Genomic DNA, 24801 nt, shown 5'->3' on the forward strand with positions numbered 1-24801 from the left:
CCCCGCTATTGCTTGGGGCCCGTCTCTACGCCGCGCTGTCCTTGCCCGCAAGGGGCCAGTCCAGCTCGCAAAGCCGGTCGAACAGGGTCGTGATCCCTTGTGTGTCGAGATTGGCGAAGGCGAAGCGGAAATGCCTCTCGCCGGTGGTGTCGCCCTCGGGCATGAACATGGTGCCGGGCAGGGCAAGGATGCCCGCGTCCCGCACCAGTTTCGGGCCGAGCTCGCTCGACGGCGCCGCGAACGGATGCTCGACATAGGCGAAGTAGGCGCCGAGCCCCTTGAGCACCCATCCTTTGGCCGCGAGCCGCGGGAACTGCTCGGCGATGGCGCGGCCGCGGGCGAGGATCTCGTCGCGCTCGCCGGACACCCATTGCGAGAGGTTCTCGAGCCCCCAGAGCGCCGCGACCTGCCCCAGTTGAGGGGCGCAGATGGCGACGGTGTCCTGAAACTTCTCGACCTCGGTCAGCAGCGCCGGCTTGGCGATGATCGCGCCGACGCGGTGCCCGGTGAGGCGGTAGGCCTTGGAGAAGCTGTAGAGCTGGATCAGCGTGTCCTCGTGGCCCTCACGCTTGAGCAGGTCGTGCGGGGCGCCGGTGCGGCTGTCGAAATCCTTGTAGGTCTCGTCGACGATCAGCCATAGGCCTTTCTCGCGCGCCAGCTCGTAGAGCGCAGAGAGCGTCTCGGCGGGGTATTCCACGCCGCCGGGGTTGTTGGGCGTGACCAGCACGATGGCGCGGGTGCGCTCGGTGATCAGTGTGCGCGCGGTCTCTGCCTCGGGCAGGAGCCGGTCGTCGGTCGGCAGCGGGACGGTCCGGACGCCCTGCATGTCGAGCCACATTTTGTGATTGAAATACCAGGGTGTTGGGAGAAGAACTTCATCCCCTTCTCCGCAGATCGCGGCCAGCGTCGCGGCGAAGGCCTGGTTGCAGCCGGCGGTGATCGCGACGCTCTCGGCTGGGACCTCGGCGTCGTAATGCGCCCCCCAGCTTTTCGCCAGTGCCGCGCGCAGTTTCGGCAGGCCCAGCACCGGCCCGTAAAGATGGGTCTCGGGCACTTCCATGGCCTCTGCCATGGCGCGGCGGAGCGCCGGCGGCGGTGGGTCCACGGGGGCGGCCTGGCTCACGTTGATCAGCGGCCGGTCGGCCGGGAAGTCGATGCCTTCGATCCAGCGTTTCGCCTCCGGGACGGGCGGGGTGAAGGTGGACTCGGTGCGGCTGAAATGGGGCATCTGGTCTTTCCGGTCTGCGTTGCCGCGGCACGCTAACAGCGCGGCGGGGCAAGGGAAAGAGCCCGCCGGCGAAATCCCGGGCCGCGACCCGCGGTCACGTCCCGTTCCCGGGGACGGTCAGGCGGCGGTCGCATCGAAGGCCTCGCGCGCGGCGCGGATATGGCCGTGGTTGCGGTCGGCCCAGTCCGTCAGCGCGGCGATGGGATCGAGCGCCGAGCCCCCGAGCGGGGTCAGCGCGTATTCCACCGAGGGCGGCTTGGTCGGAAACACCTCGCGGGTGATCAGCCCGTCGCGCTCGAGCTGGCGCAGGGTCTGGGTCAGCATCCGCTTCGAGATGTCGCCCACCTGCCGCTGCAGCGCCGAGAACCGCTGCGGCCCCGAGATCAGCGCGATCAGGATCAGCAGCGTCCACTTCTGGCCCACGCGGTCGAGCACGTCGCGGATCGGGCACATGCCGGGATCCTCGGGCGCGCCGCCATAGGCTGCCATCTGCAACAGGATCCCGTGGGCGGCGGGGTTACCCTCATGTTCCCTGGTCATGAAAAAGTGCCTCCTTTACGGCTGCGGATTGGCGGTCTACATCCGAGACCATGTTGCAAAGATAGCCTTTGCAGAGACCAAAGGAAAGGACATCCCATGGCCGGAACTCTCAAATACATGGTGACGGGCGCCTCCGGGCAGCTTGGAGCGCTGGCGGTCGACGAGCTGCTGGCAAAGGTGCCCGCGGCCGAGGTCGGTGCGCTGGTGCGTCGCGCGGAAGCGGCGGCGCCGCTCGAGGCCAAGGGCGTGACGGTGCGCGTCGCCTCCTATGACGATCCCGCCGCCCTCAACGCGGCCCTCGAGGGTGTCGAGCGGCTGCTGCTGGTGTCCTCGAGCGAGGTCGGCAAGCGCGCGGCGCAGCACGCCAACGTCATCGACGCGGCCAGGGCGGCTGGCGTGGGCTTCGTCGCCTATACCTCGATCCTCGGCGCCGAAGGTTCGCCGCTCACGGTGCTGCCGGGCGAACACGTCGCGACCGAGCGCGCGCTGGCCGCCTCGGGGCTGGCCTACGCGGTGCTGCGCAACGGCTGGTACACCGAGAACTACACCATGGGCGTGGCGACCTCGCTCGAGCATGGCGGCATGATCGGCGCCGCCGGCGAGGGCCGCATCGCCAGCGCTACCCGCGCCGACTATGCCGCTGCCGCCGCAGCCGTGCTGACCGGCGAGCTGCCGCCCTCTGGCACGATCTACGAGCTTGCGGGCGACGACGCCTTTACGCTGACCGACTTCGCCGCAGCGCTGTCGGAGCTCTCGGGCAAGACCGTCGGCTACACCAACCTCCCGCCCGAGGACTATGCCGCGGCGCTCGAGGGCGCAGGCCTGCCCGAGCCGGTGGCCGCGATGCTCGCAGACAGTGAGAAGGGCGCGGCGCAGGGTGGGCTCTACAGCGACGACAAGACCCTGTCGCGGCTCATAGGCCGTCCGACCACCCCGTGGCGCGAGACGCTGAAGGCGGCGCTCTGAAAACGAAACGCCCCGCGCAAGAGCCTTGCGCGGGGCGGATCACATGCTCTGAGGCAAGGTGCCGTCAGTGGGTGCCGCGATAGGGCTCCACGTATTGCAGGGCCATGTCCCACGGGAAGAAGATCCACGTGTCCTGGCTCACCTCGGTGATGTAGCTGTCGACCATCGGCTTGCCCTTGGGCTTGGCGTAGACCGTTGCCACATGCGCCTTTGGCAGGTGCGCGCGCACCACTTCGAGCGTGCGCCCGGTGTCCACGAGGTCGTCGATGATCAGCACGCCGGTGCCGTCCCCCATGACGTCCATGTCCGGGAACTTGATGACGCGCGGCGCGCTCTGGGTCTGGTTGTCGTAGCTCTTGACCGAGATCGTGTCGACGAGCCGGATGTTCAGCTCGCGCGCGATGATCATCGCCGGGGCCATGCCGCCCCGGGTGATCGCGACCACGGCCCGCCACTCGCCGTCTTCGGGGCCATGCCCCTGCAGACGCCACGCCAGCGCACGGCTGTCGCGGTGGATCTGGTCCCAGCTGACGTGGAACCCCTTTTCGTGCGGCAGTCGATCCATGGCCGTGCTCCTTCTCAGCCTCGGGTGATGTCGGGGGCGTCCACCGCCTTCATCCCGACCACATGATACCCCGCGTCGACGTGGTGCGTCTCGCCGGTCACGCCGGCGCCGAGGTCGGACAGAAGGTAGAGCGCCGACCCGCCCACATCGTCAATGGTCACGTTGCGGCGCAGAGGCGAGTTATACTCGTTCCACTTCATGATGTAGCGGAAGTCGCCGATGCCCGAGGCCGCCAGCGTCTTGATCGGGCCGGCCGAGATCGCGTTGACCCGGATGCCGTCCTTGCCGAGGTCCTCGGCAAGGTAGCGCACCGATGCCTCGAGCGCCGCCTTGGCCACGCCCATGACATTGTAATGCGGCATGATCCGCTCGGCGCCGTAGTAGGTCAGCGTCAGCGCCGACCCCCCGTTCACCATCATTTTTTCTGCGCGCTTCATCACGGCCGTGAACGAGTAGACGGAGATGTCCATCGTCAGCTTGAAGTTGTCCCGGCTGGTGTCGACATAGCGACCGCGCAGCTCGTTCTTGTCCGAGAAGCCGATCGCGTGAACCACGAAATCGAGGCTGTCCCAGCGCTGCTTGAGACCGTCGAAGAGACCATCGATCGAGGCCTCGTCGCCCACGTCGCAGGGCAGCACGATATCGGAGCCAAGCTGTTGGGCCAGCGGATCGACACGCTTCTTCAGGGCGTCACCCTGATAGGAAAAGGCAAGCTCGGCGCCTGCGCCATGCAGGGCCTTCGCGATGCCCCAGGCGATCGACTTGTCGTTGGCGAGACCCATGATCAGGCCACGCTTGCCCGCCATCAGAGTGTTTGACATTCCCTTCCTCCAACCGGCATTGCTGTTTCCGAAACCCTTTAGGGCAAGGTCCCGGGGGCTTCAAGGGTTCGCGCCTGTCAGCGCTCACGAAGGAAGCAGATCATGTCCGACCGTACCGGAATCTTCGCCGGCGAAGACCCGTTCATCATAGCGCGTAACTGGTTGGCAGAGGCCGAAAAAACCGAGATCAACGACGCCAATGCCATGGCGCTCTCGACCGTGGACGGCGACGGCCTGCCGAATGTGCGCATGGTCCTCCTGAAAGAGATAGAGGACGCGGCCTTCGTCTTCTACACCAACTACGGAAGCGCCAAGGCGCAGGAGATCGAGGCCGCCGGCAAGGCCGCTTTCGTGATGCACTGGAAGTCGCTGCGCCGCCAGATCCGGGTCCGCGGAACCGTCACCCGCGAAGAGGGGCCGCAGGCGGATGCCTATTATCAATCGCGCTCGCTGAAGTCCCGGCTCGGGGCCTGGGCCTCGCAGCAGAGCCAGCCGCTGGCCTCGCGCGCGGCGCTGATGGCCGAGGTCGCGAAGGTCACCGCGACGCATGGACCGATGCCGAAACGGCCGCCGTTCTGGGGTGGATTCCGCATCGCGCCGGTGGAAATCGAGTTCTGGGCCGATGGTGCCTTCCGGTTGCACGACCGGTTTGTCTGGAGGCGGCGGAACCTTGCCGAGGCCTGGACAGTTTGTCGCCTGAACCCTTGAATTTCATGTTACATGAACGGGATTCGGACACAAAATACAGTTTGCAATGACTTGCGTTTACTTGTCCCCTTAAAGCAATTGACGCGCGGGGAAACGCAAGACGACCAATGGAAACCCAGTTGACACAGTACCAAGAAGAGGCCCACCACGTACTCGGTAAGGTAAAGTGGTTTGATCCTGTAAAAGGATTTGGCTTCGTAGTCGCCGACGAGGGCGGCCCGGATATTCTGCTGCATGCGAACGTGCTTCGCAATTTCGGACAGAGTTCGGTCGCCGATGGCGCGAGGATCGAAGTGGCGGTGCAGCGCACCGACAGGGGGATCCAGGCAACGGAAGTTCATCATATCGAGCCGCCGGTCGCTCCGGCCGGCGTCCCGCTCGCGGATTTCGAGGGCATCGACCCCGAGGTGATGCGTGCGGCACCGCTCGAACCGGCACGGGTGAAGTGGTTCGACAAGGCAAAGGGCTTCGGCTTCGCCAATGTCTTCGGCCGCTCCGACGACGTGTTCATCCATATCGAGGTGCTGCGGCGCTCGGGCCTTGCCGACCTGCAGCCGGGCGAGGCCCTCGCAATTCGTTTGATAGATGGTAAGCGTGGTCTCATGGCCACCGAGGTTTCGGCATGGGAAGCGGCGCTCGGGCACTCCTGATCTTTCTGGCATCTGCAATCGTGACGGCCGCTCCGGCGGCCGCGCAGCAATGCCGTGACGACACCGTCTGGCTCCGGGGCGACTGGGGCACGGCACGGTTCCACGTCGACGTGGCCGACAGCGCCGAGGAACGCTCGCGCGGGCTCATGTTTGTCGAGAAGATGCCCGCCACGGCGGGTATGCTTTTCGTCTACGGCCACGCCAGCAAGACGGCGTTCTGGATGAAGAACACGCTCATTCCGCTCGACATGATCTTTGCCGACGGCAAGGGGCAGGTGGTGAAGGTGCATTCCAACGCTGTGCCGCATGACGAGACGCCGATCCCCAGCGGAACTCCGGCGCAATATGTGCTTGAAATCAACGGCGGGCTGGCGCGCCAGCTCGGCATCGACGTGGGCAGCGAGATGATGCACCCGGCAATCCGGGGCGCCGCCTGGCCCTGCGAGTGATTTGACCCTTTTCAAACCTGCGGCCCGCTAGTATGCGGTCCGTGTCGGGGCGTAGCGCAGCCTGGTAGCGCGTCTGTTTTGGGTACAGAAGGCCGTGAGTTCGAATCTCGCCGCCCCGACCACTTCCTCCTCCCCAACTTGCGAATCTCCCGAAGCCCCGCGGCGCAGCCATGTCGGCCGTGATTGCGGGCTTGCGGGCATTTTCCGTGTCGTGGCCGCGATTTGACCGTGTTCTGCCTGCAACGCGGCCCGACACGCGGCAACCCACAGGCCCGAGTTCAGCCGGTTTCTCACCGTCTGTGGATAACTTGCGCGCCTCCGGTGATTTTCCCGGTAAGCCGGGGGGGAGGCCAGTGCGCATCTATGTGGATGAATCGTGGACATCGCATAGACCTTGTGCCGAGCCAAGTGGTCAACGCAAAATATATGCGGAGTTTCCGAAAAAAGCCGTTGACCATTTCCGGGATTCTGCGCCAGTTTGTATGAGCCGGACAACAAGACACAACATATAGTGGCTTTCGGCGGGGACAGCACCAACACCATCGTGGATCAGACCATCTTGATGGCGCCCGGAGGCAGGCTCGGCCGGCCTCTGCAGAACCTGTCTATCCGTCCGCCGGTGGTGATTTGGGACAGGCTGGAGCAGAGGCAGAGATGAAGATCGAGAGAAAATACACCAAGGCCGGGCAGGACGCTTACGCGGGTATCGAATTCGTCACCACCAGCTCCGAGATTCGCAATCCCGACGGCAGCACGGTGTTCAAGCTCGAGAAACTCGAGGTTCCGGCCAGGTGGAGCCAGGTTGCCTCGGACGTCATCGCACAGAAATACTTTCGCAAGGCCGGTGTCCCGGACGCGCTGAAGAAGGTGTCCGAGAAGGACGTACCCGAGTTCCTCTGGCGCTCGGTGCCGGCCAATTCCGACACCCCGCGCGGCGGTGAGACCTCGGCCAAGCAGGTCTTCGACCGGCTCGCCGGCGCATGGGCCTACTGGGGCTGGAAGGGCGGCTACTTCACCACCGAAGAGGATGCGCGCGCCTACTACGACGAGATGCGCCACATGCTCGCCAGCCAGACCGCCGCGCCGAACTCGCCGCAGTGGTTCAACACCGGCCTGCACTGGGCCTACGGCATCGACGGCCCGGGCCAGGGCCATTATTACGTCGACCACAAGACCGGCAAGCTGACCCGCTCCAAGTCCGCTTACGAACACCCGCAGCCCCACGCCTGCTTCATCCAGTCCGTCGCCGACGACCTGGTAAGCGACGGCGGCATCATGGACCTCTGGGTCCGCGAGGCGCGGCTTTTCAAGTACGGCTCGGGCACCGGCACCAACTTCTCGTCGCTGCGCGCCGAAGGCGAGCGCCTGTCGGGCGGCGGCAAGTCCTCGGGCCTGATGGGCTTCCTCAAGATCGGTGACCGCGCAGCCGGCGCCATCAAGTCGGGCGGCACCACGCGCCGGGCCGCCAAGATGGTGATCGTCGATGCCGACCACCCGGACATCGAGGAATTCATCAACTGGAAGGTCAAGGAAGAGCAGAAGGTTGCGAGCATCGTGGCCGGCTCCAAGATGCACGAGCAGATGCTCAACGCCATCTTCGACGCCATCCGCGCGTGGGACGGGCTCGAGAGCGACGCCTACGAGGCCAGCGCCAACACCGCGCTGAAAAAGGCCATTCGCGAGGCCAAGAAGCTCGCCATCCCCGAGACCTACATCAAACGCGTGCTCGACTACGCACGGCAGGGCTACGCCTCGATCGAGTTCCCGACCTACGACACCGACTGGGACAGCGAGGCCTACGCCACCGTCTCGGGCCAGAATTCGAACAACTCGATCCGCGTCACCGACGCCTTCCTCGAAGCGGTCCGCACCGGCGCGCCGTGGGAACTCGTGCGCCGCACCGACGGCTCGGTCGCCAAGACCGTCGACGCCCGCGAGCTGTGGGAGCAGATCGGCCACGCCGCATGGGCCTGCGCCGACCCGGGCATTCAGTTCCACGACACCGTAAACGCCTGGCACACCTGCCCGGCGGACGGCGAGATCCGTGGCTCGAACCCGTGCTCGGAGTACATGTTCCTCGACGACACGGCCTGCAACCTCGCGTCCATGAACCTGCTCACCTTCCTCAAGGACGGCAGCTTCGACGCCGAGACCTACATGCACGCCACGCGTCTGTGGACTCTGACGCTGGAAATCTCGGTGCTGATGGCGCAGTTCCCGTCCAAGGAAATCGCCCAGCTGTCCTATGACTTCCGCACCCTCGGCCTCGGCTACGCCAACATCGGCGGCCTGCTGATGAACATGGGCTACAGCTACGACAGCGACGAGGGCCGGGCGCTCTGCGGCGCGCTGACCGCGATCATGACCGGTGTGAGCTACGCCACTTCGGCCGAGATCGCCGGCGAGCTCGGCGCCTTCCCGGGCTACGAGCGCAACGCCGAGCACATGCTGCGCGTCATCCGCAACCACCGCACCGCCGCCTACGGCCGCACCGACGGCTACGAGGGCCTCCAGGTGAAGCCGGTCGCGCTGGATCACGGCAACTGCCCCGACAAGGCGCTGGTGGCTCTGGCAAAGTCTGCATGGGACGAGGCACTGCGTCTGGGCGAGCAGCACGGTTACCGCAACGCGCAGGTCTCGGTGATCGCCCCCACCGGCACCATCGGCCTCGTGATGGACTGCGACACCACCGGCATCGAGCCCGACTTTGCGCTGGTGAAGTTCAAGAAGCTCGCCGGCGGCGGCTATTTCAAGATCATCAACCGCTCGGTGCCCTCGGCGCTGGCCAAGCTCGGCTACTCGTCGAGCCAGGTCGAAGAGATCGTGGGCCACGCGGTCGGGCACGGCACGCTCGGCAACGCGCCCGGCATCAACCACACCGCGCTGATCGGCCACGGATTCGGCCCGTCGCAGATCGACAAGGTGGAGCGGTCGCTTGCCACCGCCTTCGACATCCGCTTCGTGTTCAACCAGTGGACCCTGGGCGAGGAGTTCTGCCGCGAGACCCTCGGCATCCCCGCCGACAAGCTGAGCGATCCGACCTTCGACCTGCTGAGGCACCTCGGCTTCTCCAAGGCCGAGATCGACGCCGCCAACGACCACGTCTGCGGGACCATGACGCTCGAAGGCGCGCCCTTCCTCAAGGACGAGCACCTCGCGGTCTTCGACTGTGCAAACCCCTGTGGAAAGAAGGGCAAGCGGTACCTCTCCGTCAACAGCCACATCCACATGATGGCCGCCGCGCAAAGCTTTATTTCCGGTGCGATTTCCAAGACCATCAACATGCCGAACTCGGCCACGGTCGAGGATTGCCAGAAGGCCTACGAGCTGTCGTGGTCTCTGGGGGTAAAGGCCAACGCGCTCTATCGCGACGGTTCGAAACTGTCGCAGCCGCTGGCCGCTGCGCTGGTCGAGGATGACGACGACGCGCTCGAGGTGCTGGAATCCGGTACTCCGCAGGAGAAGGCCCAGGTCATCGCCGAGAAGATCGTTGAGAAGGTGGTCATCAAGGAAGTGGTCCGTGCCGGCCGCACCAAGATGCCCGAGCGCCGCAAGGGCTACACTCAGAAGGCGGTCGTCGGCGGGCACAAGGTCTACCTGCGCACCGGCGAGTACCAGGACGGGGCGCTCGGCGAGATCTTCATCGATATGCACAAGGAAGGCGCCGGCTTCCGTGCGATGATGAACAACTTCGCCATCGCTGTGAGCGTCGGCCTGCAATACGGTGTTCCGCTTGAAGAATTCGTCGATGCCTTCACCTTCACCAAGTTCGAGCCCGCTGGCATGGTGCAGGGCAACGACAGCATCAAGAACGCGACGTCGATCCTCGACTACATCTTCCGCGAACTGGCCGTGTCCTACCTCGACCGCACCGATCTCGCCCATGTGAAGCCGTCCGGCGCAAGCTTCGACGACCTCGGGCGCGGTGAGGAAGAGGGCGTGTCGAACGTCTCGGAGCTTTCCGAGACCACCGCCGCGCGCTCGCTCGAGATGCTCAAGCAGATCTCGTCGACCGGCTACCTCCGCAAGCGTCTCCCGCAGGAGCTGGTGGTGCTGCAGGGCGGCCAGACCGGCACCGGTCCGGTGATGTCGGTGGGCAACGTGGCCGAAGCCGCGTCGAGCACGGTGGCGACGCTGTCGACCACGACCTCGGCGGTGGCGATGGATGCCCGCGTCAAGGCCCGGATGCAGGGCTACGAGGGCGACCCGTGCGGCGAATGCGGCAACTACACGCTGGTGCGCAACGGCACCTGCATGAAGTGCAACACCTGCGGCTCCACAAGCGGCTGCAGCTGAGGAAACGGGCAGGGTGCGGCGACGCGCGCTGCCGTGCCTTCCGGGACGGGTGCGCCGGTTCCGTGCGGACAAGGTCGCAGGCGGAATACCTCGGGCGGTACGAAAGCCGAGCCTTGCCAGCCAGACTGAAAAAGGGCCCCGTCGCGGGGCCCTTCTTTTTGCCAGCGCGCCTTTCGGGCTATCCCGAAAGGCAGGGTGGATCAGCTAATCGCGCGGTCTTTCAATGCTTTGCGGACAAGTTTTCCGTTGGCATTGCGGGGCAGGGCATCGACGCGGACATAGGCGCGCGGCTGCTTGTAGCGGGCGAGACGTTCGGCCGCGCGGGCCTGAAGCAGGGTCTCGTCGAGCGGCTCGGCGGCGACGTAGAAGGCCGCGATGACGTTGACGCCTTCCTTGACCGCCACATCGGTGACGCCGACCTCGGTGATGCCCGGCAGATCGGCGAGCGCACTCTCGACCTCGATGGGCGAGACCCGGTAGCCGCCCGCGTTCATCATGTCGTCGCCGCGGCCGAGGTAGCGGATCTCGCCATCCTCGGCCATGGCACCCTGATCGCCGGTCAGGAACCAGTCACCGGCAAAGCGCTCGGCGGTCTCCTCGGGAGCGCCGACATAGCCCAGCATCAGCCCGGGGTCCGAGCGGTGCACCGCGATGGTGCCGGGCTCTCCGAAGGGGACCGGCGCTCCGGCCTCGCCGAGGATCGAGACCCGGCGCCCGGCCTGCGGACGCCCCAATGCGCCGGAGGTGCCGGGATGCGTGGGCGAGGACGAGATGAAGGTCGAGCATTCGGACATGCCGAAGGCCTCGTAGATGGCGGTCCCCGTGGCCTCGTGCCATGCGATGCGGATCGGCTCGGCCAGCTTTTCGCCCGCAGCGAGCCCGTGCCGGAGCTTTGGGAACGGCGGCACGGGATACTTCAGAAACTGCCTGTAAACGCCCGGAGCTGCTGCGAAAATCGTCACATCATTGCGCTTGAGAAGAAGCGCGAGCTGGGCCGGATCGGTGCCCGCCGCGGGGATCAGCGCGGTGGCGCCCATGGTCCATGGATCCATGAGCCCGGTGCCCAGCGTGTAGGTCCAGTTGAACGCGCCCGCATGCAGCAGCCGGTCCGAGGCGCCGAGCCCGTACCAGCCCTGCATCATCATCTGCCGCGCCCAGATCGCCCGATGCGCGTGGCCTACGGCGCGCGGCACGCCCGAGGTGCCGGAGGTGTAGATGATGTAGGCCAGTCGCTCCGGGTCGCCCATGTGCCAGGATGCGGGCGGCAGGCCGTGCCAGCCCTCGAAGACCTCGCGACCGAAGATCGGAACATCGGTCTCGGGGCAGGCGATGCCGTCACCGCGCAGGATCGCCGCCGGGCGCAGATGCGTGATCATCGGTGCGACCTCGCGGGCGGTAAGCTGCGACGAGGTGGGCACCGGCACGATGCCCGCGGCGATGGCCCCGAGGTAGGCGATGGGGAAATCGACGGTGTTCCCGAGCCGCATAAGCAGCACGTCGCCAGGCACCAGCCCGGCCTCGAGCAACCCCGTCGCGGTGCTTAGCACCGCCGCCGTGAGCCGCGCGTAGGACCAGCGCTCGGCGCCCGTCGGCTTGACGATGGCCAGCGCGATCTTGTCGGGCGTCGCCTGTCCCGCGGCGAGCACATGCGCGGCGAGGTTGAAGGGCGAGGGGCAGGGCGCGAAGGCGCCTTCGTCGAAAAGCGAGGTCATGCTCAGGGATTAGGGCCCTGTCGCCATTGTTGCAAGCGTGCTGCGCGGGCCCTATAGCATGACCATGATGCGCGACCCAAAGACCCTTATTCGCCTTGCCCGCGAGACTGGCGAAGACGCCATGGCCGAGCCGCTTGACCTTGGCGCGCGCGTCCGCGAACTGCGCAAGGAGCGGGATTGGACGCTCGAGCAGGCGGCGAAGCAGGCGGGGCTTGCCCGCTCGACGCTATCCAAGATCGAGAACGGCCAGATGTCGCCCACCTACGACGCGCTCAAGAAGCTTGCGGTCGGGCTGGGGATCGGCGTGCCGCAGCTGTTCACGCCGCCGAAGAAAGACCAGGTCTCGGGCCGCATGGTGCATACGCGCGACGGCGAGGGGCTGCATCAGGCCACGGTGACCTACGAGCACGAACTGCTGGCCGAGACGCTCACCAAGAAGAAGATGCTGCCGTACCGCGCCCGCGTCCGGGCTCGCGATATGGGCGAGTTCGACGGATGGGTGCGCCACGACGGCGAGGAATTCCTCTACGTGCTGACCGGTATCATCCGGCTCTACACCGAGTTCTACGAGCCCATCGAGATGCGCCGCGGCGACAGCGCCTATTACGACGCGACCATGGGGCACAACGTGGTCTCGACCAGCCCCGAGGACGCGACGATCCTCTGGGTCACCTCACTCGGCTAGGTTACGACCGGCGAAGCAAGCGTTCAGCACTGACCGTCGCGGGCGAGGGCCGCAAGCCGCGCGAGCTCGTCCTCGGCATGCCAGTAGGTCAGTTCCTCGGGCGTCGAGGGCTCGACTGCAGGCATCTGGCCGGACGGTCGGATGCCCACGGTCGCAGGCGCCACGATCTTCGGGGACAAGGCATTGCGCTTCTTGAGAAAATTCAGCATCACGGGGTCCTCCTGTGCGCATAACCCCGAGGCAGGCTGCGCGGTTCCCGCGCGGCCCGTCCGCTGCTGAAATTTCATCTGATCGTCACGAGGGTTGATCGCCACGAGGCATCCGGCAAGGACCGGACTGCAGGGGCTTGTGTCACGGGCGGTCAAACGCCCCTCAGCCGACGCGGCGGCGGATCTCGCAGGGCAGACTGTCGGTGAAGAGCAGAGCCTCGAGCGCGTCACGCGCCTCGAACACCGTGAGGTCATGACACGCGGCCACCTGGGCCACCAGCGTCTCCATCCGCGCGGGCGGCTGGTCCAGGGTTTCGGGGGCCAGCTCGGTGAAATGCGCCTGAAGCCGCTGGCGGGCGCTGTTCCAGTTCTGGGCGACACGGGTCCATTGCATCTGTCTCATACCTCCGAAACGTGACACTCGTCCTTCCGTTCCGAAGCCCCGCGCCGGTCGGCAAAGCTCTGCGCAACGCTTTGGAACGTTGCACAGAGGATGCCGGTGCAGATGCTAACATCTGCTTAGCGTTCGGGCAGCAGCCCCCGTGGCGCGAAGCGCAGGACCAGCAGCAGGATCACGCCCATGGTGAGCAGCCGCATGTGCTGAACCGAGTCCAGCAGGTGCGCCTTGATCGCCGAGCCGTCCGCCATGCCCGAGGTGACGATCCCCATGACCCACTGGCCGATGGGTTCGACCTGCACCCAGAGGAACCAGATCAGGAACCCGCCGAGCACCGCGCCCAAGTTGTTGCCCGAGCCGCCGACGATGACCATCACCCAGACCAGGAAGGTGTAGCGCAGCGGCTGGTAGCTCGAGGGCGTGAGCTGCCCGTCGAGCGTGGTCATCATCGCGCCCGCGATGCCGCAGAGCGCCGAGCCCAAGATGAAGATTTGCAGGTGCCGCGCGGTGACGTCCTTGCCCATGGCCTCCGCCGCCTCCTCGTTGTCGCGGATGGCGCGCATCATGCGCCCCCACGGCGAGTTCAGCGCCAGCTGCGCCAGCACCAGAAGCACCACCAGCACGACGGTGAAAAGCACCGAGTAGCCGAGCTTGACGTAGAGCGTCGAGGCGGTGGTGGCGTCGAGCCCCAGCGAGCCGGCGGTCTCGACGAAGGAGGAGCTGGCCTGCAGGTCGACCTCGTAGGGTACGGGACGGGGCAGGCCGATGACGTTCTTCACGCCGCGCGCCAGCCAGTCCTCGTTCTTCATCACCGCGATGATGATCTCGGCGATGCCCAGCGTCGCGATGGCGAGGTAGTCCGACCGCAGCCCCAGCGCGGTCTTGCCGATCACCCAGGCGACGCCCGCCGCAAGCAGCCCGCCCACCGGCCAGGCCAGCAGCACCGGCAGCCCGAGGCCGCCGAGGAAGCCGGTGGCAGCGGGGTTGACCGCCTCCACCGCATCGACGCCCGGATCGAGCACGGCGCGGTAGAGGAAGAAGCCGCCCACCGCGATCAGCGCCACGGCAAGGCCGCGACGCCCGCGCGGCAGGCGCTTCCACGCGACGACGCTCAGCACGATGGCCACGAGTCCCAGCGCGAGGGCCGCGAGGACGCGCCAGCCGCCCGCGGCCCAGGCCTCGGGCACCGGCGCGACCGAGGTCAGCACCACCGCGAGCCCGCCCAGCGCCACGAAGCCCATGACGCCGACGTTGAAGAGCCCTGCGAGCCCCCATTGCAGGTTGACCCCGAGCGCCATGATCGCGCTCACCAGCCCCATGTTCAGGATGATCAGCGCCGAGTTCCAGCTCTGCAGGACCCCGGTCGCGATGATGAGCGCCGCGACGAGCGCGAAGAGACCGAGCGTCCTCATACCGATTTCCCCTTGAAGAGACCCGTGGGCCGGAACAGCAGAACGATGATCAGGATCACGAAGCTGACGGCGAACTTGTAGTCGGTGGACATGAGCTGCACGAGCCCCGAGGGCTCGAGCGCCTCGGGCAGCAGGTAGGTTGCCACCTTCTTCCACGCGTAGGTGATGCCGACCTCGGAGAAGGCGATGATGAAGCCGCCCGCGATGGCGCCCAGCGGCGAGCCGAGCCCGCCGACGATGGCGCTGGCGAAGATCGGCAGCAGCAGCTGGAAGTAGGTGAAGGGCTTGAAGCTCTTGTCGAGCCCGTAGAGCGTGCCCGCCACCACCGCCAGCGCCGAGACGATGATCCAGGTCACCGTCACCACCCGCTCGGGGTTGATGCCCGAGAGCAGCGCGAGGTCCTCGTTGTCGGAATAGGCCCGCATCGACTTGCCGGTGCGGGTGCGGTTGAGGAACCAGAACAGCAGCGCGACGACGATGACGGCGGTCACCACGGTGATCGCCTGCGTGGATTTCAGCGCCAGCCCCTCGTCGAGGCCGGTCATCGCCTTGAAGTCACGGGCCGAGATCAGGAACCGCGTGCCGTCGTCGAAATCCTGGTCGTTGGGCCCGATGACGAAGCGGGTGAGGCCGTTGTAGATGAACATGACACCCATCGACACGATCACGAGGATCACCGGTTTGGCCTTCTGCTCGCGGTAGAAGCGATAGATCAGCCGGTCGGTGCCCAGCACCAGAAGCGCGGTGCCCGCGATGCCGAAGGGAATGGCCAGCAGCGCGGTCGGCAGCGGCGACAGGCTCACGCCCAGCGCCTGCAGCCCCCAGGTCACCAGGATGGTGATCATCGTGCCGATGGCCATGGTGTCGCCATGGGCGAAGTTCGAGAAGCGCAGGATGCCGTAGATCAGCGTCACCCCGAGCGCCCCCAGCGCGAGCTGGCTGCCATAGGCCATGGCCGGGATGAGCACGAAATTCGCAAGCGCCACCAGTGCGTTCAGAGCGTCCATCGGATCCGCCCCCCGTTCTGTTCCGGACCGCGCGGCGGGACGCATCCCGCCGGTTCCGTCTTTCCGAAAATACTCACCTCAGGTCTCCACCCGCTCATCCGCCGAGGAAGCTGCGCCGGACTTCGTCGTCGGCCAGCAGCTCCTTGCCCGTGCCGGTGTGGGCATTGCGCCCCTGCACCAGCACATAGGCCTTGTCGGCGATCTCCAGCGCCTGACGCGCGTTCTGTTCCACCATCAGCACCGGCAGCCCGGTGCGCGCGACCTCGATGATCCGGTCGAAGAGCTCGTCCATCACGATGGGGCTCACGCCCGCGGTCGGCTCGTCCAGCATCAGCACCTTGGGCTGCGTCATCAGCGCCCGGCCCACGGCCACCTGCTGGCGCTGACCGCCCGAAAGCTCGCCGGCCGCCTGACGGCGCTTTTCCTTCAGGATCGGGAACAGGTCGTAGACCTGTGCCATCGTCCCCCGGAAATCGTCGTCGCGGATGAAGGCGCCCATCTCGAGGTTCTCCTCCACCGTCATCGAGGTGAAGATGTTGTGGGTCTGCGGCACGAAGCCCATGCCCTTGCGCACCCGCGCCTGCGGGCTCAGCTCTGTGATGTCCTCGCCATCGAGCCGCACCGAGCCCTCGCGCAGGTTCAGCATGCCGAAGACCGCCTTCATTGCGGTCGACTTGCCGGCGCCGTTGGGCCCCACGATGACCGCGATCTCGCCGCGCTCCACCGCGATGGTGCAGCTGTGCAGGATGTCCGCGCCGCGGCCGTAGCCGCCGGTCATCGCCTCGCCGATCAGGAAGGGCCCGCCCGGCGCCGCGTGCTCGTGGCCGCCCTCGCGGACGGGGCGCGCCTCGCCCATGCCCCCGGGTTTCGCGATGGACAGATCCCGGTTGCCCCGGTCGCCGTAGTCGCCGCCGCTCATGACCGCCCCCGTGTCTTCATCTTGCCCGGCAAACTCCGGGGGAGTCGCCGCATGGCGACGGGGGCAGCGCCCCCTGCAATGGTGCCGGTCATGCGGTGGTCTCCCCGGTCTTCGCGGCGTTCTTGAGCCCGGTGCCGAGATAGGCCTCGATCACCGCGTCATTGGCCTTGATCTGGTCGAGCGTGCCCTCGGCCAGCTTCTTGCCCTCGGCCATGACGATGACCGGGTCGCAGATGCGGCCGATGAAATCCATGTCGTGCTCGATCACGCAGAAGGTGTAGCCGCGCTCCCGGTTGAGCCGCACGATGGTGTCGGCGATGGTGTTGAGCAGGGTGCGGTTCACCCCGGCGCCGACCTCGTCGAGGAACACGATCTTGGCGTCCACCATCATTGTGCGCCCGAGCTCGAGCAGCTTCTTCTGCCCGCCCGAGAGATTGCCGGCCTTCTCGTCCCTGAGGTGAGAAATCGTCAGGAACTCAAGCACCTCGTCGGCTTTCTTCAGCAGTGAGGCCTCTTCCTGCGCGATGCGGCCGCGGCCGAACCACGCCGACCACAGGCTCTCGCCGGTCTGGCCGCCCGGCACCATCATCAGGTTCTCGCGGCAGCTCATCGACGAGAACTCGTGGGCGATCTGGAAGGTGCGCAGCAGCCCCTTGTGAAACAGCGCGTGCGGCGGCAGGCCGGTGATGTCCTCGCCGTCCATGGTCACCGTCCCCGAGGTCGGGGGCAGCGCGCCCGCAATCACGTTGAAGAGCGTCGACTTGCCCGCGCCGTTCGGACCGACCAGCCCGGTGATCGAGCCCTTCGCGATCTCGAGCGAGGCGCCGTCAACGGCCCGGAAACCGCCGAAATGGCGGTGAAGGTTCTCCACCCGTATCAAGATGTCATCCCCGTTCGCGCCTTTTGCGGCGCCTGTCTTCTATTTGAAACAGCCCGGGAGAGGGTCCCGGGCTGCTTGGTGTCGTGGTGCGACCGCCTTACTGGAAGGAGACGGTCTCGAAGGCGCCGTCCTTGATCTCGTAGTAGCGGTAGGTGCCTGCGGCTTCGCCCGGGCCCACCAGCTCCACGTTGGTCGCGCCGACGTAGTCGACGTCGCCGCCGTCGGCGATGATCTTGAGCGCCTTGCCCAGCTCGCCCGGCAGGATCGGCTCGCCCGGGGCGTTGGCCACGTCGAGCACGTTTGCCGCCACCGCTGCCGAAGACACTTCGCCGCCCTTCATCATCGCCAGCGCGATGAGGGCCGCGGCGTCGTAGCTCTCGCGGGTGTAGGAGCTCTCGGCGGTCACGCCGGCTTCGGTCGCGAGCGCGCTGAACGCCTCGGCGCCTTCGCCTTCCGCCCACGGAACCGAGCCGAAGCTGCCGTCGATGTCGGTGCCGAGATCGGCCAGCAGCGCGTCCGAGTACATGCCGTCGCCCATGGCGAAGGTGTCGAAGGCGCCGGTGTCGAGCGCGGCCTGGATCATGCCCTTGCCGCCCTGGTCCGAGTAGCCCAGCACCACGAGCACGTCACCGCCGGCCGAGGCCAGCGCGCCGATCTCGGCCGAGTAGTCGCCCTTGCCGTCCTCGTGGGGCGCCGAGAGGGTGATCTCGCCACCGGCTGCCTCGAAGGCCGCCGCGAAGCTGTCGGCGAAGCCCTTGCCGTAGTCGTTGTTGGTGTAGGTCACCGCGACCGAGGAAATGCCGCGCTCGCCCAGGATGTTGGCGAGCACTTCGCCCTGGCGCGCATCGGACGGCGAGGTGCGGAAGAACAGGCCGTTGTCCTCGGCCGAGGACAGGGCCGGCGAGGTCGCGGAGGGCGAGATCATCGGCACGCCGTTCGGCACGGCGACGTTCGACAGGATCGCACCGGTCACGCCCGAGCAGTCGGCGCCCATGATCGCGACGATACCGTCGGTGGTGATGAGGCGCTCTGCGGCGGCACTTGCTGCAGCGGAGTCGACGCAGGTGCTGTCGGCGCGCAGCGGGGTCAGCGTGACACCCTCGAGGAACGCACCGCTGTCATTGACCTCCTTCAGCGCGAGCTCGGCGCTGGCCCCCATCGACGGGGTGAGCGATTCAATCGGGCCGGTGAAGCCGAGGATGACGCCGATCTTGGCGTCCTCGGCGTGCACGGCGCCAGCAGCAAGCAGCGTGGTGGCAGCAGAAGCCAGAAGCCACTTTTTCATTGTCATGTTCTCCCATCTTGGAACGCTTTGTCCGGAGGAAAGCCTAAGCGCGCCTTTGCTGAAATGGAAGGGGCGACAAACCGCCTGCCGCTGCGGAATACGGGTTGCTCCCCGGTGGTACGGCCCCATATCGGCCAAAGGAGGTGCCGCAATGAAAAAACTCGTCTTTTCCGGGATCCTCGCGCTTTGCCCGCTGAGCCTTGCCGCTGCCGAGGACATCTCCTCGGAGATCGGTACGTTGTCGGTGACGCCTGTGGTGCAGGGGCTCGACAGCCCGTGGGCGTTCGGTTTCCTGCCCGACGGCACCATCCTCGTGACCGAGCGCGACGGCCGCCTGGTCGCGGTCAGGGACGGGGCCGCGAAGCGCGTCGGCGGAGTGCCCGAGGTCTATGACGGCGGGCAGGGCGGCCTGCTTGACATCCTCGTCCCACGCGATTTCGCCAGCAGCCGCGAGCTCTTCTTCAGCTACGCCAAGCCGATGCGCGGCGGTGCCGGCACTGCAGTGCTGCGCGCCCGGCTGTCCGAGGACGGCAGCCGGCTCGAGGCGGCGGAGACCATCTTCGAGATGAGCCGCGGCTCGGGCGGCGGGCGGCACTTCGGCTCGCGCCTCGTGGAGGCTCCGGACGGCACGCTCTTCGTCACCATCGGCGAGCGCGGCGATGCGGACGCGGCGCAGGACCTTGCGCGGCACAACGGCACCGTGGTGCGCATCACCCGCACGGGGAAGGTGCCCGGCGACAACCCCTTCGTCGGTACCTCCGGTGCGCGGCCCGAGATCTGGTCCTATGGCCACCGAAACGCGCAGGGCGCGGCGCTCGACCGGCGCGGGCGGCTCTGGGTGGCCGAGCACGGCGCGAAAGGCGGCGACGAGGTGAACCGGATCGAGAAGGGCGCCAACTACGGCTGGCCGGTGATCTCCTACGGTCGCCACTACTCGGGCGCGAAGATCGGCGAGGGCACGTCGAAGCCCGGGATGGAACAGCCGGTGTTCTACTGGGACCCCTCGATCGCGCCCTCGGGCATGACCTTCCTGTCGGGCGGTCGCTGGGATGGAGATGCCCTCGTGGGATCGTTGAAATTCGATTACATCTCAAGGCTTTCCGGCGATCCCCTCAGGGAGGCCGAGAAGCTCTCGTCAGACGCCACCCAGCGGATCCGCGACGTGGCGCAGGGGCCGGACGGCGCGATCTGGTTTCTCTCCGAGACCCGGGGAACGCTTTTCCGCGCGAGCCCGCCGCGCTGAGCCGCGGCTGACCCGACGCGCGCTCAGGCGCCCTTTTCGCCCTGCGATCCGCGTTCGCGATAGGGTGTGGTCTGGTAATGCGCCCGATAGCATTTGGAGAAGTGCGAGGGGCTGGTGAAGCCGCAGGCGAGCGCCACGTTGATCACGCTCATGTCGGTCTGCATCAGCAGGTTGCGAGCCTTCTGCAGCCGCAGCTCCATGTAGTAGCGCTTGGGGCTGCGGTTGAGATAGCGCCGGAACAGCCGCTCGAGCTGGCGCGTCGACATGCCGACGTCCCGGGCCAGCAGCGCGGGCGAGATCGGCTCCTCGATGCTGGTCTCCATCTTCTTGATGACCTGCGACAGCTTCGGGTGGCGCACGCCGATGCGGGTGGGCGTGGACAGCCGCTGCGTGTCCTGATCGGTGCGGATCGAGGAATAGACCAGCTGGTCGGCCACCGCGTTGGCGAGCTCCTCGCCGTGGTGGTCGGCGATCAGCTTGAGCATCAGGTCGATGGAGGCGGTGCCGCCCGCGGTCGAGAGCCGGTTGCCGTCGAGCACGAAGACCGACTTCGTCAGCTGGACTTCGGGGAATTCCTCTTCGAAGCTGTCCTGGTTCTCCCAATGAATGGTGGCGCGGCGCCCGTCGAGCAGTCCGGCCTCGGCCAGCGCCCAGCTCGCGGTGCAGAGCCCGCCCATGGTGAGCCCGCGCCGCGCCTCGCGCCGCAACCAGTTCAGAAGCTTGCGGGTGGTGGCCCCGGCCACGTCGAGCCCGCCGCAGACCAGCACCACGTCATCGCGCGCCAGATCCGGCAGGTCGCAGTCGAGCGCAAAGGCCGGCCCCGCCGAGCATTGCACCGTGCCGCCGCCCTCGCCGGTGATCACCCAGTCATAGAGCCTGCGCCCCGCCATACGGTTGGCGATGCGCAGCGCCTCGATGGCGGCCGAAAAGCTCAGCAGGGTGAACTCGGGCAGCAGCACAAAGACGAAGCGGCGGGGTCTGGCGGGCGGCTCCCCATCAACGACATTGCGCGGCACCGGCATCCGACCTCGTCCCGATTGATGTTTCCTGAACCATTCCAAAGGCTTTGGGGGCTTCGCCCTTAAGGTGCCTGCAGGATGATCCTTCCAAATGGTCAGAACTGCAGGGAAGGGTCAAGCCGGGAAGCCAATTTGCTATGGCCTTGGACGGGCTCGTTCGTTATACGCGCAGGACGTTTTCGCTAACGGAGACTTCTGGGAGAAAGCCTATGAGCGAGTGGACCAAATCGAGCTGGAGAAACAAGCCCCGGATCCAGATGCCCGATTATCAGGATCAGGCAGAGCTGGAGGCCGTGGAGGCACAGCTTTCGAAGTTTCCCCCGCTGGTTTTTGCAGGTGAGGCGCGCCGGCTGCGGACCGAGCTCGGCAAAGCTTCGCGCGGCGAAGCATTCCTCCTGCAGGGCGGCGACTGCGCCGAGGCGTTCGACCAGTTCTCGGCCAACGCCATCCGGGACACCTTCAAGGTGATGCTGCAGATGGCCATGGTGTTGACCTACGGCGCCAAGGTGCCTGTGGTGAAGGTCGGCCGCATGGCAGGCCAGTTCGCCAAGCCGCGCTCTGCGCCCACCGAGACGGTGGACGGCATCGAGCTGCCGAGCTTCCGAGGCGACATCATCAACGAGCTGGCCTTCACGCCCGAGGCGCGCAAGCCCAACCCGCAGAAGATGCTGCAGGCCTACACGCAGGCGGCTGCCACGCTGAACCTGATCCGCGCGTTCTCGACCGGCGGCTATGCCGACGTGCATCAGGTGCACCAGTGGACGCTGGGCTTCACCGAGGGCGAGAAGGCCGCGCGCTACCGCGACATGGCCAACCGCATCTCGGACACGCTGGACTTCATCAAGGCGGCGGGTGTCGACAGCAACACCTCGGCGTCGCTGCACCAGGTTCACTTCTACACCAGCCATGAATCTCTGCTGCTCGAGTACGAAGAGGCGCTGACCCGTATCGACTCGACCTCGGGCAAGTGGATCGCGGGCTCGGGCCACATGATCTGGATCGGCGACCGCACCCGTCAGCCCGACGGCGCGCACGTGGAATTCGCCCGCGGCGTGATGAACCCGATCGGTCTGAAGTGCGGCCCCTCGATGACCTCCGAGGACCTCAAGGTGCTGATGGCCAAGCTGAACCCGCTGAACGATCCGGGCCGGCTGACGCTGATCACCCGCTTCGGCGCGGGCAAGGCCGCCGACCACCTGCCGCGTCTCATCGAGACCGTGCGTTCGGAAGGCGCCAACGTGCTCTGGGTCTGCGATCCGATGCACGGCAACACCATCAAGTCGGCGAGCGGCTACAAGACCCGTCCCTTCGACTCGGTGCTGAGCGAAGTGCGCGAGTTCTTCGCCGTGCACCGCGAGCAGGGCACCATCCCGGGCGGCGTGCATTTCGAGATGACCGGCCAGGACGTGACCGAATGCACCGGCGGCGTCTTCGCGGTCTCGGAAGAGAACCTGAGCGACCGCTACCACACCGCCTGCGACCCGCGTCTCAACGCCTCGCAGTCGCTGGAGCTGGCCTTCCTCGTGGCCGAGGAACTGACCGCGCTGCGCGGCGGTGCCCAGCCGCAGGTCGCCGCCCACGGCTGAGCGCTCTCAGGCCTTCACGACAGACTGCAGCGGCCGTCCCTCCGGGGGCGGCCGTTTCGCTTTGGGCCGGTCCTGACGCAGCCGTGACCGTGGGGCAGGGCGATTGTGTGTCTCGGCGGGAACCCGGAGGCTCGCCCGCGCGTAGACGTTCGAAGCCGGCGTCAAGGAGGAGATCACCCGCATGGGCCGCATTCGAATGATGACGAAGATGGGCGTGGCCGTGATGGCGGGTGCCATCGCCACGCAGGCCGCTGCCGCCACCGAGCTCTTCCAGCGGCTCTCTCCCGAGGCCCGCGACCTTGCCGGGATGCGCTGGGAAAAGCGTCCGGTGCTGATCTTCGCGAGCTCGGGCGAGGATCCCGACTATCGCCGCCAGATGACTCTGCTGCAGCAAGCCTCGCAGGCGCTGGTCGAGCGGGACATCGTGGTCCTGAGCGATCTCGACCCGCGCTCCCCCTCGCCGCTGCGGCAGGGGTTCCAGCCCGGCGGCTTCAAGCTGGTGCTGGTCGGCAAGGACGGTGGCGTGAAGCTCGAACAGGACAGTGTGCTCTCGCCGGACGAGCTGTTCGCGGTGATCGACCGGATGCCGATGCGGATGCGCGAAGCCGCAGAGTGAAGTGACCACGCGGACGACCTTCTGTCAGGGGTCGCAACGCAGGCGGGCCGCCAGATTGGCGGCCCGTTCTTTTGTCTGCGCGAGGGTGCGGGGGTCAGGCCGCTTCGACCGACCCGCCCGTACCGTCGCCAAAGTTCTTCGGCGACAGCATCGCCAGCTGATCCTTGGCCCAGTGATGGGTGTCACGCTTGGCGACCGCTGCGCGCAGCAGTTCCATCCGGGCGCGGCGCTCGTTCTCGGGCATGTCGAGCGCAAGGTCGATGGCGAAATCCATGGCCCGGGTCGAGAACGGGTTGGTGAGCACGGCCGCACCCAGTTCCACCGCGGCGCCGGCGAATTCCGACAGGACCAGCACGCCATCGCCGTCGCTGCGGGCCGAGGCATACTCCTTGCAGACGAGGTTCATGCCATCCGCGAGCGGGGTGATCCATGCCACGTCCGCCACCTGGTACCAGGCCACAAGCTCGTTGAACGGGATCGCCCGCGAGATCAGCGCGATGGGCTGAAAGGTGAAGCTGCCGAAGCGGCCGTTGATGCGGCCGGCGATCTCTTCCAACTCGCGCTGGATCGGTTCGTAGACCGTCATGTTGCGGTTGGCAGACACCGAGACGTGCAGCAGCCGGACGGTGCCGCGCAATTCGGGCCGCCGCTCGAGCAGGCGCTCGAAGGCCAGCAGCTGGTCGGCGCCGCCCTTGGTGTAGTCGGTGCGCCCGACCGAGAGGATCATGGTGCTGTCACCGACCTCGGCCCGGAAGCGCTTGGCCAGCGCCTTGGTCTCCTCGGTCTCGGCGAGCTGGCTGATGTAGCCGACGTCGACACCCACCGGCGTCACGCCCAGCTGCACCACGCGATCGTCGGTGTGGATCTCTGTCGGGACCGTGCGGTCCGACAGCGCCGAGCCCTCGGCGATCAGGTCCTCGGTCACCTTGACCCGCGGCACGTTGCCGACATCGCGGAGCGAGCGCACGCAGCCCACGAAGTTCGAGGCATAGCGCGGGATGTGGAAGCCCACCACGTCCGCCGAAAGCAGCGAGTCGATGATCTCGCCCCGCCACGGCAGCACGTTGAACATGTCGGCGTTGGGGAAGGGCGTGTGGTGATAGAACGAGATGCGCAGATCGGGGCGGAGCTGGCGCAGGTAGCCGGGGACGAGCCACAGGTTGTAGTCGTGCACCCAGACCGACGCACCATGCGCGGCCTCGGCGGCGGCGGCCTCGGCGAAAGCCCAGTTCACTTCCTTGAAGGTCGGCCAGTCCACGGGGTCGTAGTTATACTTTTCCTTGAACCCGTGCAGGATCGGCCAGAACGCTTCTTTCGAGGTGATGTGGTAGAAGCTGCGCACCTGCTCCTTGGTCAGCGGCAGGCGCGAGACCGTGTACTTGCCGAAGCTGTCCTCGATCTCGACGACGCGGTCGAAACCGGGGTTCGAGGTGTCCTCTGCCTCTTTCCAGGCCACCCATGCGGCGTTTTCGACCTTGCCGAAGAAGCTCTTCAGCGTGGGCACGATGCCGTTCGGGCTCTTGTTCTCACGGAACTCGGTCTTGCCGTTTACCTCAACCTCTTCATAGGGCTGGCGGTGATAGACGATAACCAGATCGCTGGACATGG

The 24801-nt window shown here is 66.6% G+C and carries 23 protein-coding genes and 1 tRNA gene; 10 read left to right on the top strand and 14 right to left on the bottom strand.

Going from position 1 to position 24801, the window contains the following annotated elements; translation table 11 throughout:
• Nucleotides 1-25: 25 nt before the first annotated feature.
• Together BLQ77_RS17610 and BLQ77_RS17615 are read right to left on the bottom strand one after the other, a co-directional pair.
• Nucleotides 26-1228, bottom strand: a complete 1203-nt coding sequence (locus tag BLQ77_RS17610) for an aminotransferase (protein ID WP_089961588.1) — start codon at nt 1226-1228, stop codon at nt 26-28.
• 117 nt (nt 1229-1345) lie between these two features.
• Entirely contained in the window at nt 1346-1768 is a 423-nt protein-coding gene (locus BLQ77_RS17615) for a winged helix-turn-helix transcriptional regulator (RefSeq protein WP_008883677.1), read from the bottom strand.
• A gap of 96 nt (nt 1769-1864) precedes the next feature.
• Here BLQ77_RS17615 and BLQ77_RS17620 point away from each other — a divergent pair, with 96 nt between their 5' ends.
• On the top strand, nt 1865-2734 hold the full coding sequence (locus BLQ77_RS17620) for an SDR family oxidoreductase (RefSeq protein WP_089961590.1): 870 nt from the start codon (nt 1865-1867) through the stop codon (nt 2732-2734).
• A 64-nt stretch (nt 2735-2798) separates the two neighbouring features.
• On the opposite strand, the gene gpt is transcribed toward BLQ77_RS17620, so the two are convergent.
• Nucleotides 2799-3299, bottom strand: a complete 501-nt coding sequence (gene gpt, locus BLQ77_RS17625; protein WP_008884845.1) for a xanthine phosphoribosyltransferase — start codon at nt 3297-3299, stop codon at nt 2799-2801.
• A 14-nt stretch (nt 3300-3313) separates the two neighbouring features.
• Nucleotides 3314-4120 carry an enoyl-ACP reductase FabI gene (gene fabI, locus BLQ77_RS17630; RefSeq protein WP_008884069.1) on the bottom strand — a complete coding sequence of 269 codons (807 nt, stop codon included), beginning with the start codon at nt 4118-4120 and terminating at the stop codon, nt 3314-3316.
• A gap of 99 nt (nt 4121-4219) precedes the next feature.
• On the opposite strand from fabI, the gene pdxH reads away from it, so the two are divergent.
• The 5 genes from pdxH (at nt 4220) to BLQ77_RS17655 (ending at nt 10223) form a co-directional block, all read left to right on the top strand.
• Nucleotides 4220-4828 (top strand): pyridoxamine 5'-phosphate oxidase, encoded by a 609-nt coding sequence (gene pdxH / locus BLQ77_RS17635; RefSeq protein WP_278184708.1) that lies wholly within the window; start codon nt 4220-4222, stop codon nt 4826-4828.
• Nucleotides 4829-4935: 107 nt separating this feature from the next.
• On the top strand, nt 4936-5478 hold the full coding sequence (locus BLQ77_RS17640; protein WP_008886245.1) for a cold-shock protein: 543 nt from the start codon (nt 4936-4938) through the stop codon (nt 5476-5478).
• Entirely contained in the window at nt 5451-5927 is a 477-nt protein-coding gene (locus BLQ77_RS17645; RefSeq protein ID WP_089961594.1) for a DUF192 domain-containing protein, read from the top strand. The genes BLQ77_RS17640 and BLQ77_RS17645 overlap by 28 nt, the downstream gene beginning before the upstream one ends.
• Nucleotides 5928-5972: 45 nt before the next feature.
• Nucleotides 5973-6049: transfer RNA gene (locus tag BLQ77_RS17650), tRNA-Pro, on the top strand.
• A 532-nt stretch (nt 6050-6581) separates the two neighbouring features.
• Nucleotides 6582-10223 carry a vitamin B12-dependent ribonucleotide reductase gene (locus tag BLQ77_RS17655; protein ID WP_089961597.1) on the top strand — a complete coding sequence of 1214 codons (3642 nt, stop codon included), beginning with the start codon at nt 6582-6584 and terminating at the stop codon, nt 10221-10223.
• A 200-nt stretch (nt 10224-10423) separates the two neighbouring features.
• On the opposite strand, the gene BLQ77_RS17660 is transcribed toward BLQ77_RS17655, so the two are convergent.
• Nucleotides 10424-11935, bottom strand: a complete 1512-nt coding sequence (locus BLQ77_RS17660; RefSeq protein ID WP_089961599.1) for a class I adenylate-forming enzyme family protein — start codon at nt 11933-11935, stop codon at nt 10424-10426.
• Between the two features lie 64 nt (nt 11936-11999).
• On the opposite strand from BLQ77_RS17660, the gene BLQ77_RS17665 reads away from it, so the two are divergent.
• Nucleotides 12000-12620, top strand: coding sequence for a helix-turn-helix domain-containing protein (locus BLQ77_RS17665; protein ID WP_040384015.1), 621 nt, complete (start codon nt 12000-12002; stop codon nt 12618-12620).
• Nucleotides 12621-12643: 23 nt separating this feature from the next.
• On the opposite strand, the gene BLQ77_RS17670 is transcribed toward BLQ77_RS17665, so the two are convergent.
• The 7 genes from BLQ77_RS17670 to BLQ77_RS17700 form a co-directional block, all read right to left on the bottom strand.
• Nucleotides 12644-12829, bottom strand: coding sequence for a PNPOx family protein (locus BLQ77_RS17670; protein WP_089961602.1), 186 nt, complete (start codon nt 12827-12829; stop codon nt 12644-12646).
• 163 nt (nt 12830-12992) lie between these two features.
• Nucleotides 12993-13223 carry a hypothetical protein gene (locus tag BLQ77_RS17675; RefSeq protein WP_008885574.1) on the bottom strand — a complete coding sequence of 77 codons (231 nt, stop codon included), beginning with the start codon at nt 13221-13223 and terminating at the stop codon, nt 12993-12995.
• A 125-nt stretch (nt 13224-13348) separates the two neighbouring features.
• On the bottom strand, nt 13349-14638 hold the full coding sequence (locus BLQ77_RS17680; protein WP_089961605.1) for a branched-chain amino acid ABC transporter permease: 1290 nt from the start codon (nt 14636-14638) through the stop codon (nt 13349-13351).
• Entirely contained in the window at nt 14635-15645 is a 1011-nt protein-coding gene (locus BLQ77_RS17685; RefSeq protein ID WP_008883932.1) for a branched-chain amino acid ABC transporter permease, read from the bottom strand. The genes BLQ77_RS17680 and BLQ77_RS17685 overlap by 4 nt, the downstream gene beginning before the upstream one ends.
• Nucleotides 15646-15739: 94 nt before the next feature.
• Nucleotides 15740-16564 (bottom strand): ABC transporter ATP-binding protein, encoded by an 825-nt coding sequence (locus BLQ77_RS17690; protein ID WP_089961609.1) that lies wholly within the window; start codon nt 16562-16564, stop codon nt 15740-15742.
• An 88-nt stretch (nt 16565-16652) separates the two neighbouring features.
• Nucleotides 16653-17444, bottom strand: a complete 792-nt coding sequence (locus BLQ77_RS17695) for an ABC transporter ATP-binding protein (protein WP_089961612.1) — start codon at nt 17442-17444, stop codon at nt 16653-16655.
• Between the two features lie 97 nt (nt 17445-17541).
• Nucleotides 17542-18729, bottom strand: coding sequence for an ABC transporter substrate-binding protein (locus tag BLQ77_RS17700; RefSeq protein WP_008884027.1), 1188 nt, complete (start codon nt 18727-18729; stop codon nt 17542-17544).
• Between the two features lie 151 nt (nt 18730-18880).
• Between BLQ77_RS17700 and BLQ77_RS17705 the strand changes: the two genes are divergently transcribed.
• On the top strand, nt 18881-19972 hold the full coding sequence (locus BLQ77_RS17705; RefSeq protein WP_089961615.1) for a PQQ-dependent sugar dehydrogenase: 1092 nt from the start codon (nt 18881-18883) through the stop codon (nt 19970-19972).
• A 23-nt stretch (nt 19973-19995) separates the two neighbouring features.
• Here the strand turns inward: BLQ77_RS17705 and BLQ77_RS17710 are convergent, their stop codons facing one another.
• Nucleotides 19996-20994 carry a GlxA family transcriptional regulator gene (locus BLQ77_RS17710; RefSeq protein WP_008886066.1) on the bottom strand — a complete coding sequence of 333 codons (999 nt, stop codon included), beginning with the start codon at nt 20992-20994 and terminating at the stop codon, nt 19996-19998.
• Nucleotides 20995-21200: 206 nt separating this feature from the next.
• Here BLQ77_RS17710 and BLQ77_RS17715 point away from each other — a divergent pair, with 206 nt between their 5' ends.
• Together BLQ77_RS17715 and BLQ77_RS17720 are read left to right on the top strand one after the other, a co-directional pair.
• The gene (locus BLQ77_RS17715) at nt 21201-22577 is read left to right on the top strand and encodes a class II 3-deoxy-7-phosphoheptulonate synthase (protein WP_008884200.1); all 1377 of its coding nucleotides are present in this window, start codon (nt 21201-21203) and stop codon (nt 22575-22577) included.
• A 181-nt stretch (nt 22578-22758) separates the two neighbouring features.
• Complete coding sequence (locus BLQ77_RS17720) at nt 22759-23193, top strand: DUF4174 domain-containing protein (protein WP_089961618.1); 435 nt, start codon at nt 22759-22761, stop codon at nt 23191-23193.
• A 94-nt stretch (nt 23194-23287) separates the two neighbouring features.
• On the opposite strand, the gene ggpS is transcribed toward BLQ77_RS17720, so the two are convergent.
• Complete coding sequence (gene ggpS, locus BLQ77_RS17725; RefSeq protein WP_008885062.1) at nt 23288-24799, bottom strand: glucosylglycerol-phosphate synthase; 1512 nt, start codon at nt 24797-24799, stop codon at nt 23288-23290.
• Nucleotides 24800-24801: the final 2 nt, after the last annotated feature.

It is taken from the genome of Salipiger thiooxidans (genome assembly GCF_900102075.1).
In the GTDB taxonomy this organism is placed as follows: domain Bacteria; phylum Pseudomonadota; class Alphaproteobacteria; order Rhodobacterales; family Rhodobacteraceae; genus Salipiger; species Salipiger thiooxidans.

Coding starts and splice junctions, on each gene's coding strand:
- BLQ77_RS17715 (WP_008884200.1), top strand. CDS start 21,201: ATGAGCGAGTGGACCAAATCGAGCTGGAGAAACAAGCCCCGGATCCAG.
- BLQ77_RS17610 (WP_089961588.1), bottom strand. CDS start 1,228: ATGCCCCATTTCAGCCGCACCGAGTCCACCTTCACCCCGCCCGTCCCG.
- BLQ77_RS17680 (WP_089961605.1), bottom strand. CDS start 14,638: ATGAGGACGCTCGGTCTCTTCGCGCTCGTCGCGGCGCTCATCATCGCG.
- BLQ77_RS17710 (WP_008886066.1), bottom strand. CDS start 20,994: ATGCCGGTGCCGCGCAATGTCGTTGATGGGGAGCCGCCCGCCAGACCC.
- BLQ77_RS17670 (WP_089961602.1), bottom strand. CDS start 12,829: ATGCTGAATTTTCTCAAGAAGCGCAATGCCTTGTCCCCGAAGATCGTG.
- BLQ77_RS17685 (WP_008883932.1), bottom strand. CDS start 15,645: ATGGACGCTCTGAACGCACTGGTGGCGCTTGCGAATTTCGTGCTCATC.
- BLQ77_RS17720 (WP_089961618.1), top strand. CDS start 22,759: ATGGGCCGCATTCGAATGATGACGAAGATGGGCGTGGCCGTGATGGCG.
- BLQ77_RS17665 (WP_040384015.1), top strand. CDS start 12,000: ATGATGCGCGACCCAAAGACCCTTATTCGCCTTGCCCGCGAGACTGGC.
- BLQ77_RS17615 (WP_008883677.1), bottom strand. CDS start 1,768: ATGACCAGGGAACATGAGGGTAACCCCGCCGCCCACGGGATCCTGTTG.
- BLQ77_RS17675 (WP_008885574.1), bottom strand. CDS start 13,223: ATGCAATGGACCCGTGTCGCCCAGAACTGGAACAGCGCCCGCCAGCGG.
- gpt (WP_008884845.1), bottom strand. CDS start 3,299: ATGGATCGACTGCCGCACGAAAAGGGGTTCCACGTCAGCTGGGACCAG.
- fabI (WP_008884069.1), bottom strand. CDS start 4,120: ATGTCAAACACTCTGATGGCGGGCAAGCGTGGCCTGATCATGGGTCTC.
- BLQ77_RS17620 (WP_089961590.1), top strand. CDS start 1,865: ATGGCCGGAACTCTCAAATACATGGTGACGGGCGCCTCCGGGCAGCTT.
- ggpS (WP_008885062.1), bottom strand. CDS start 24,799: ATGTCCAGCGATCTGGTTATCGTCTATCACCGCCAGCCCTATGAAGAG.
- BLQ77_RS17705 (WP_089961615.1), top strand. CDS start 18,881: ATGAAAAAACTCGTCTTTTCCGGGATCCTCGCGCTTTGCCCGCTGAGC.
- BLQ77_RS17700 (WP_008884027.1), bottom strand. CDS start 18,729: ATGAAAAAGTGGCTTCTGGCTTCTGCTGCCACCACGCTGCTTGCTGCT.
- BLQ77_RS17690 (WP_089961609.1), bottom strand. CDS start 16,564: ATGAGCGGCGGCGACTACGGCGACCGGGGCAACCGGGATCTGTCCATC.
- BLQ77_RS17640 (WP_008886245.1), top strand. CDS start 4,936: ATGGAAACCCAGTTGACACAGTACCAAGAAGAGGCCCACCACGTACTC.
- BLQ77_RS17645 (WP_089961594.1), top strand. CDS start 5,451: ATGGGAAGCGGCGCTCGGGCACTCCTGATCTTTCTGGCATCTGCAATC.
- BLQ77_RS17655 (WP_089961597.1), top strand. CDS start 6,582: ATGAAGATCGAGAGAAAATACACCAAGGCCGGGCAGGACGCTTACGCG.
- BLQ77_RS17660 (WP_089961599.1), bottom strand. CDS start 11,935: ATGACCTCGCTTTTCGACGAAGGCGCCTTCGCGCCCTGCCCCTCGCCC.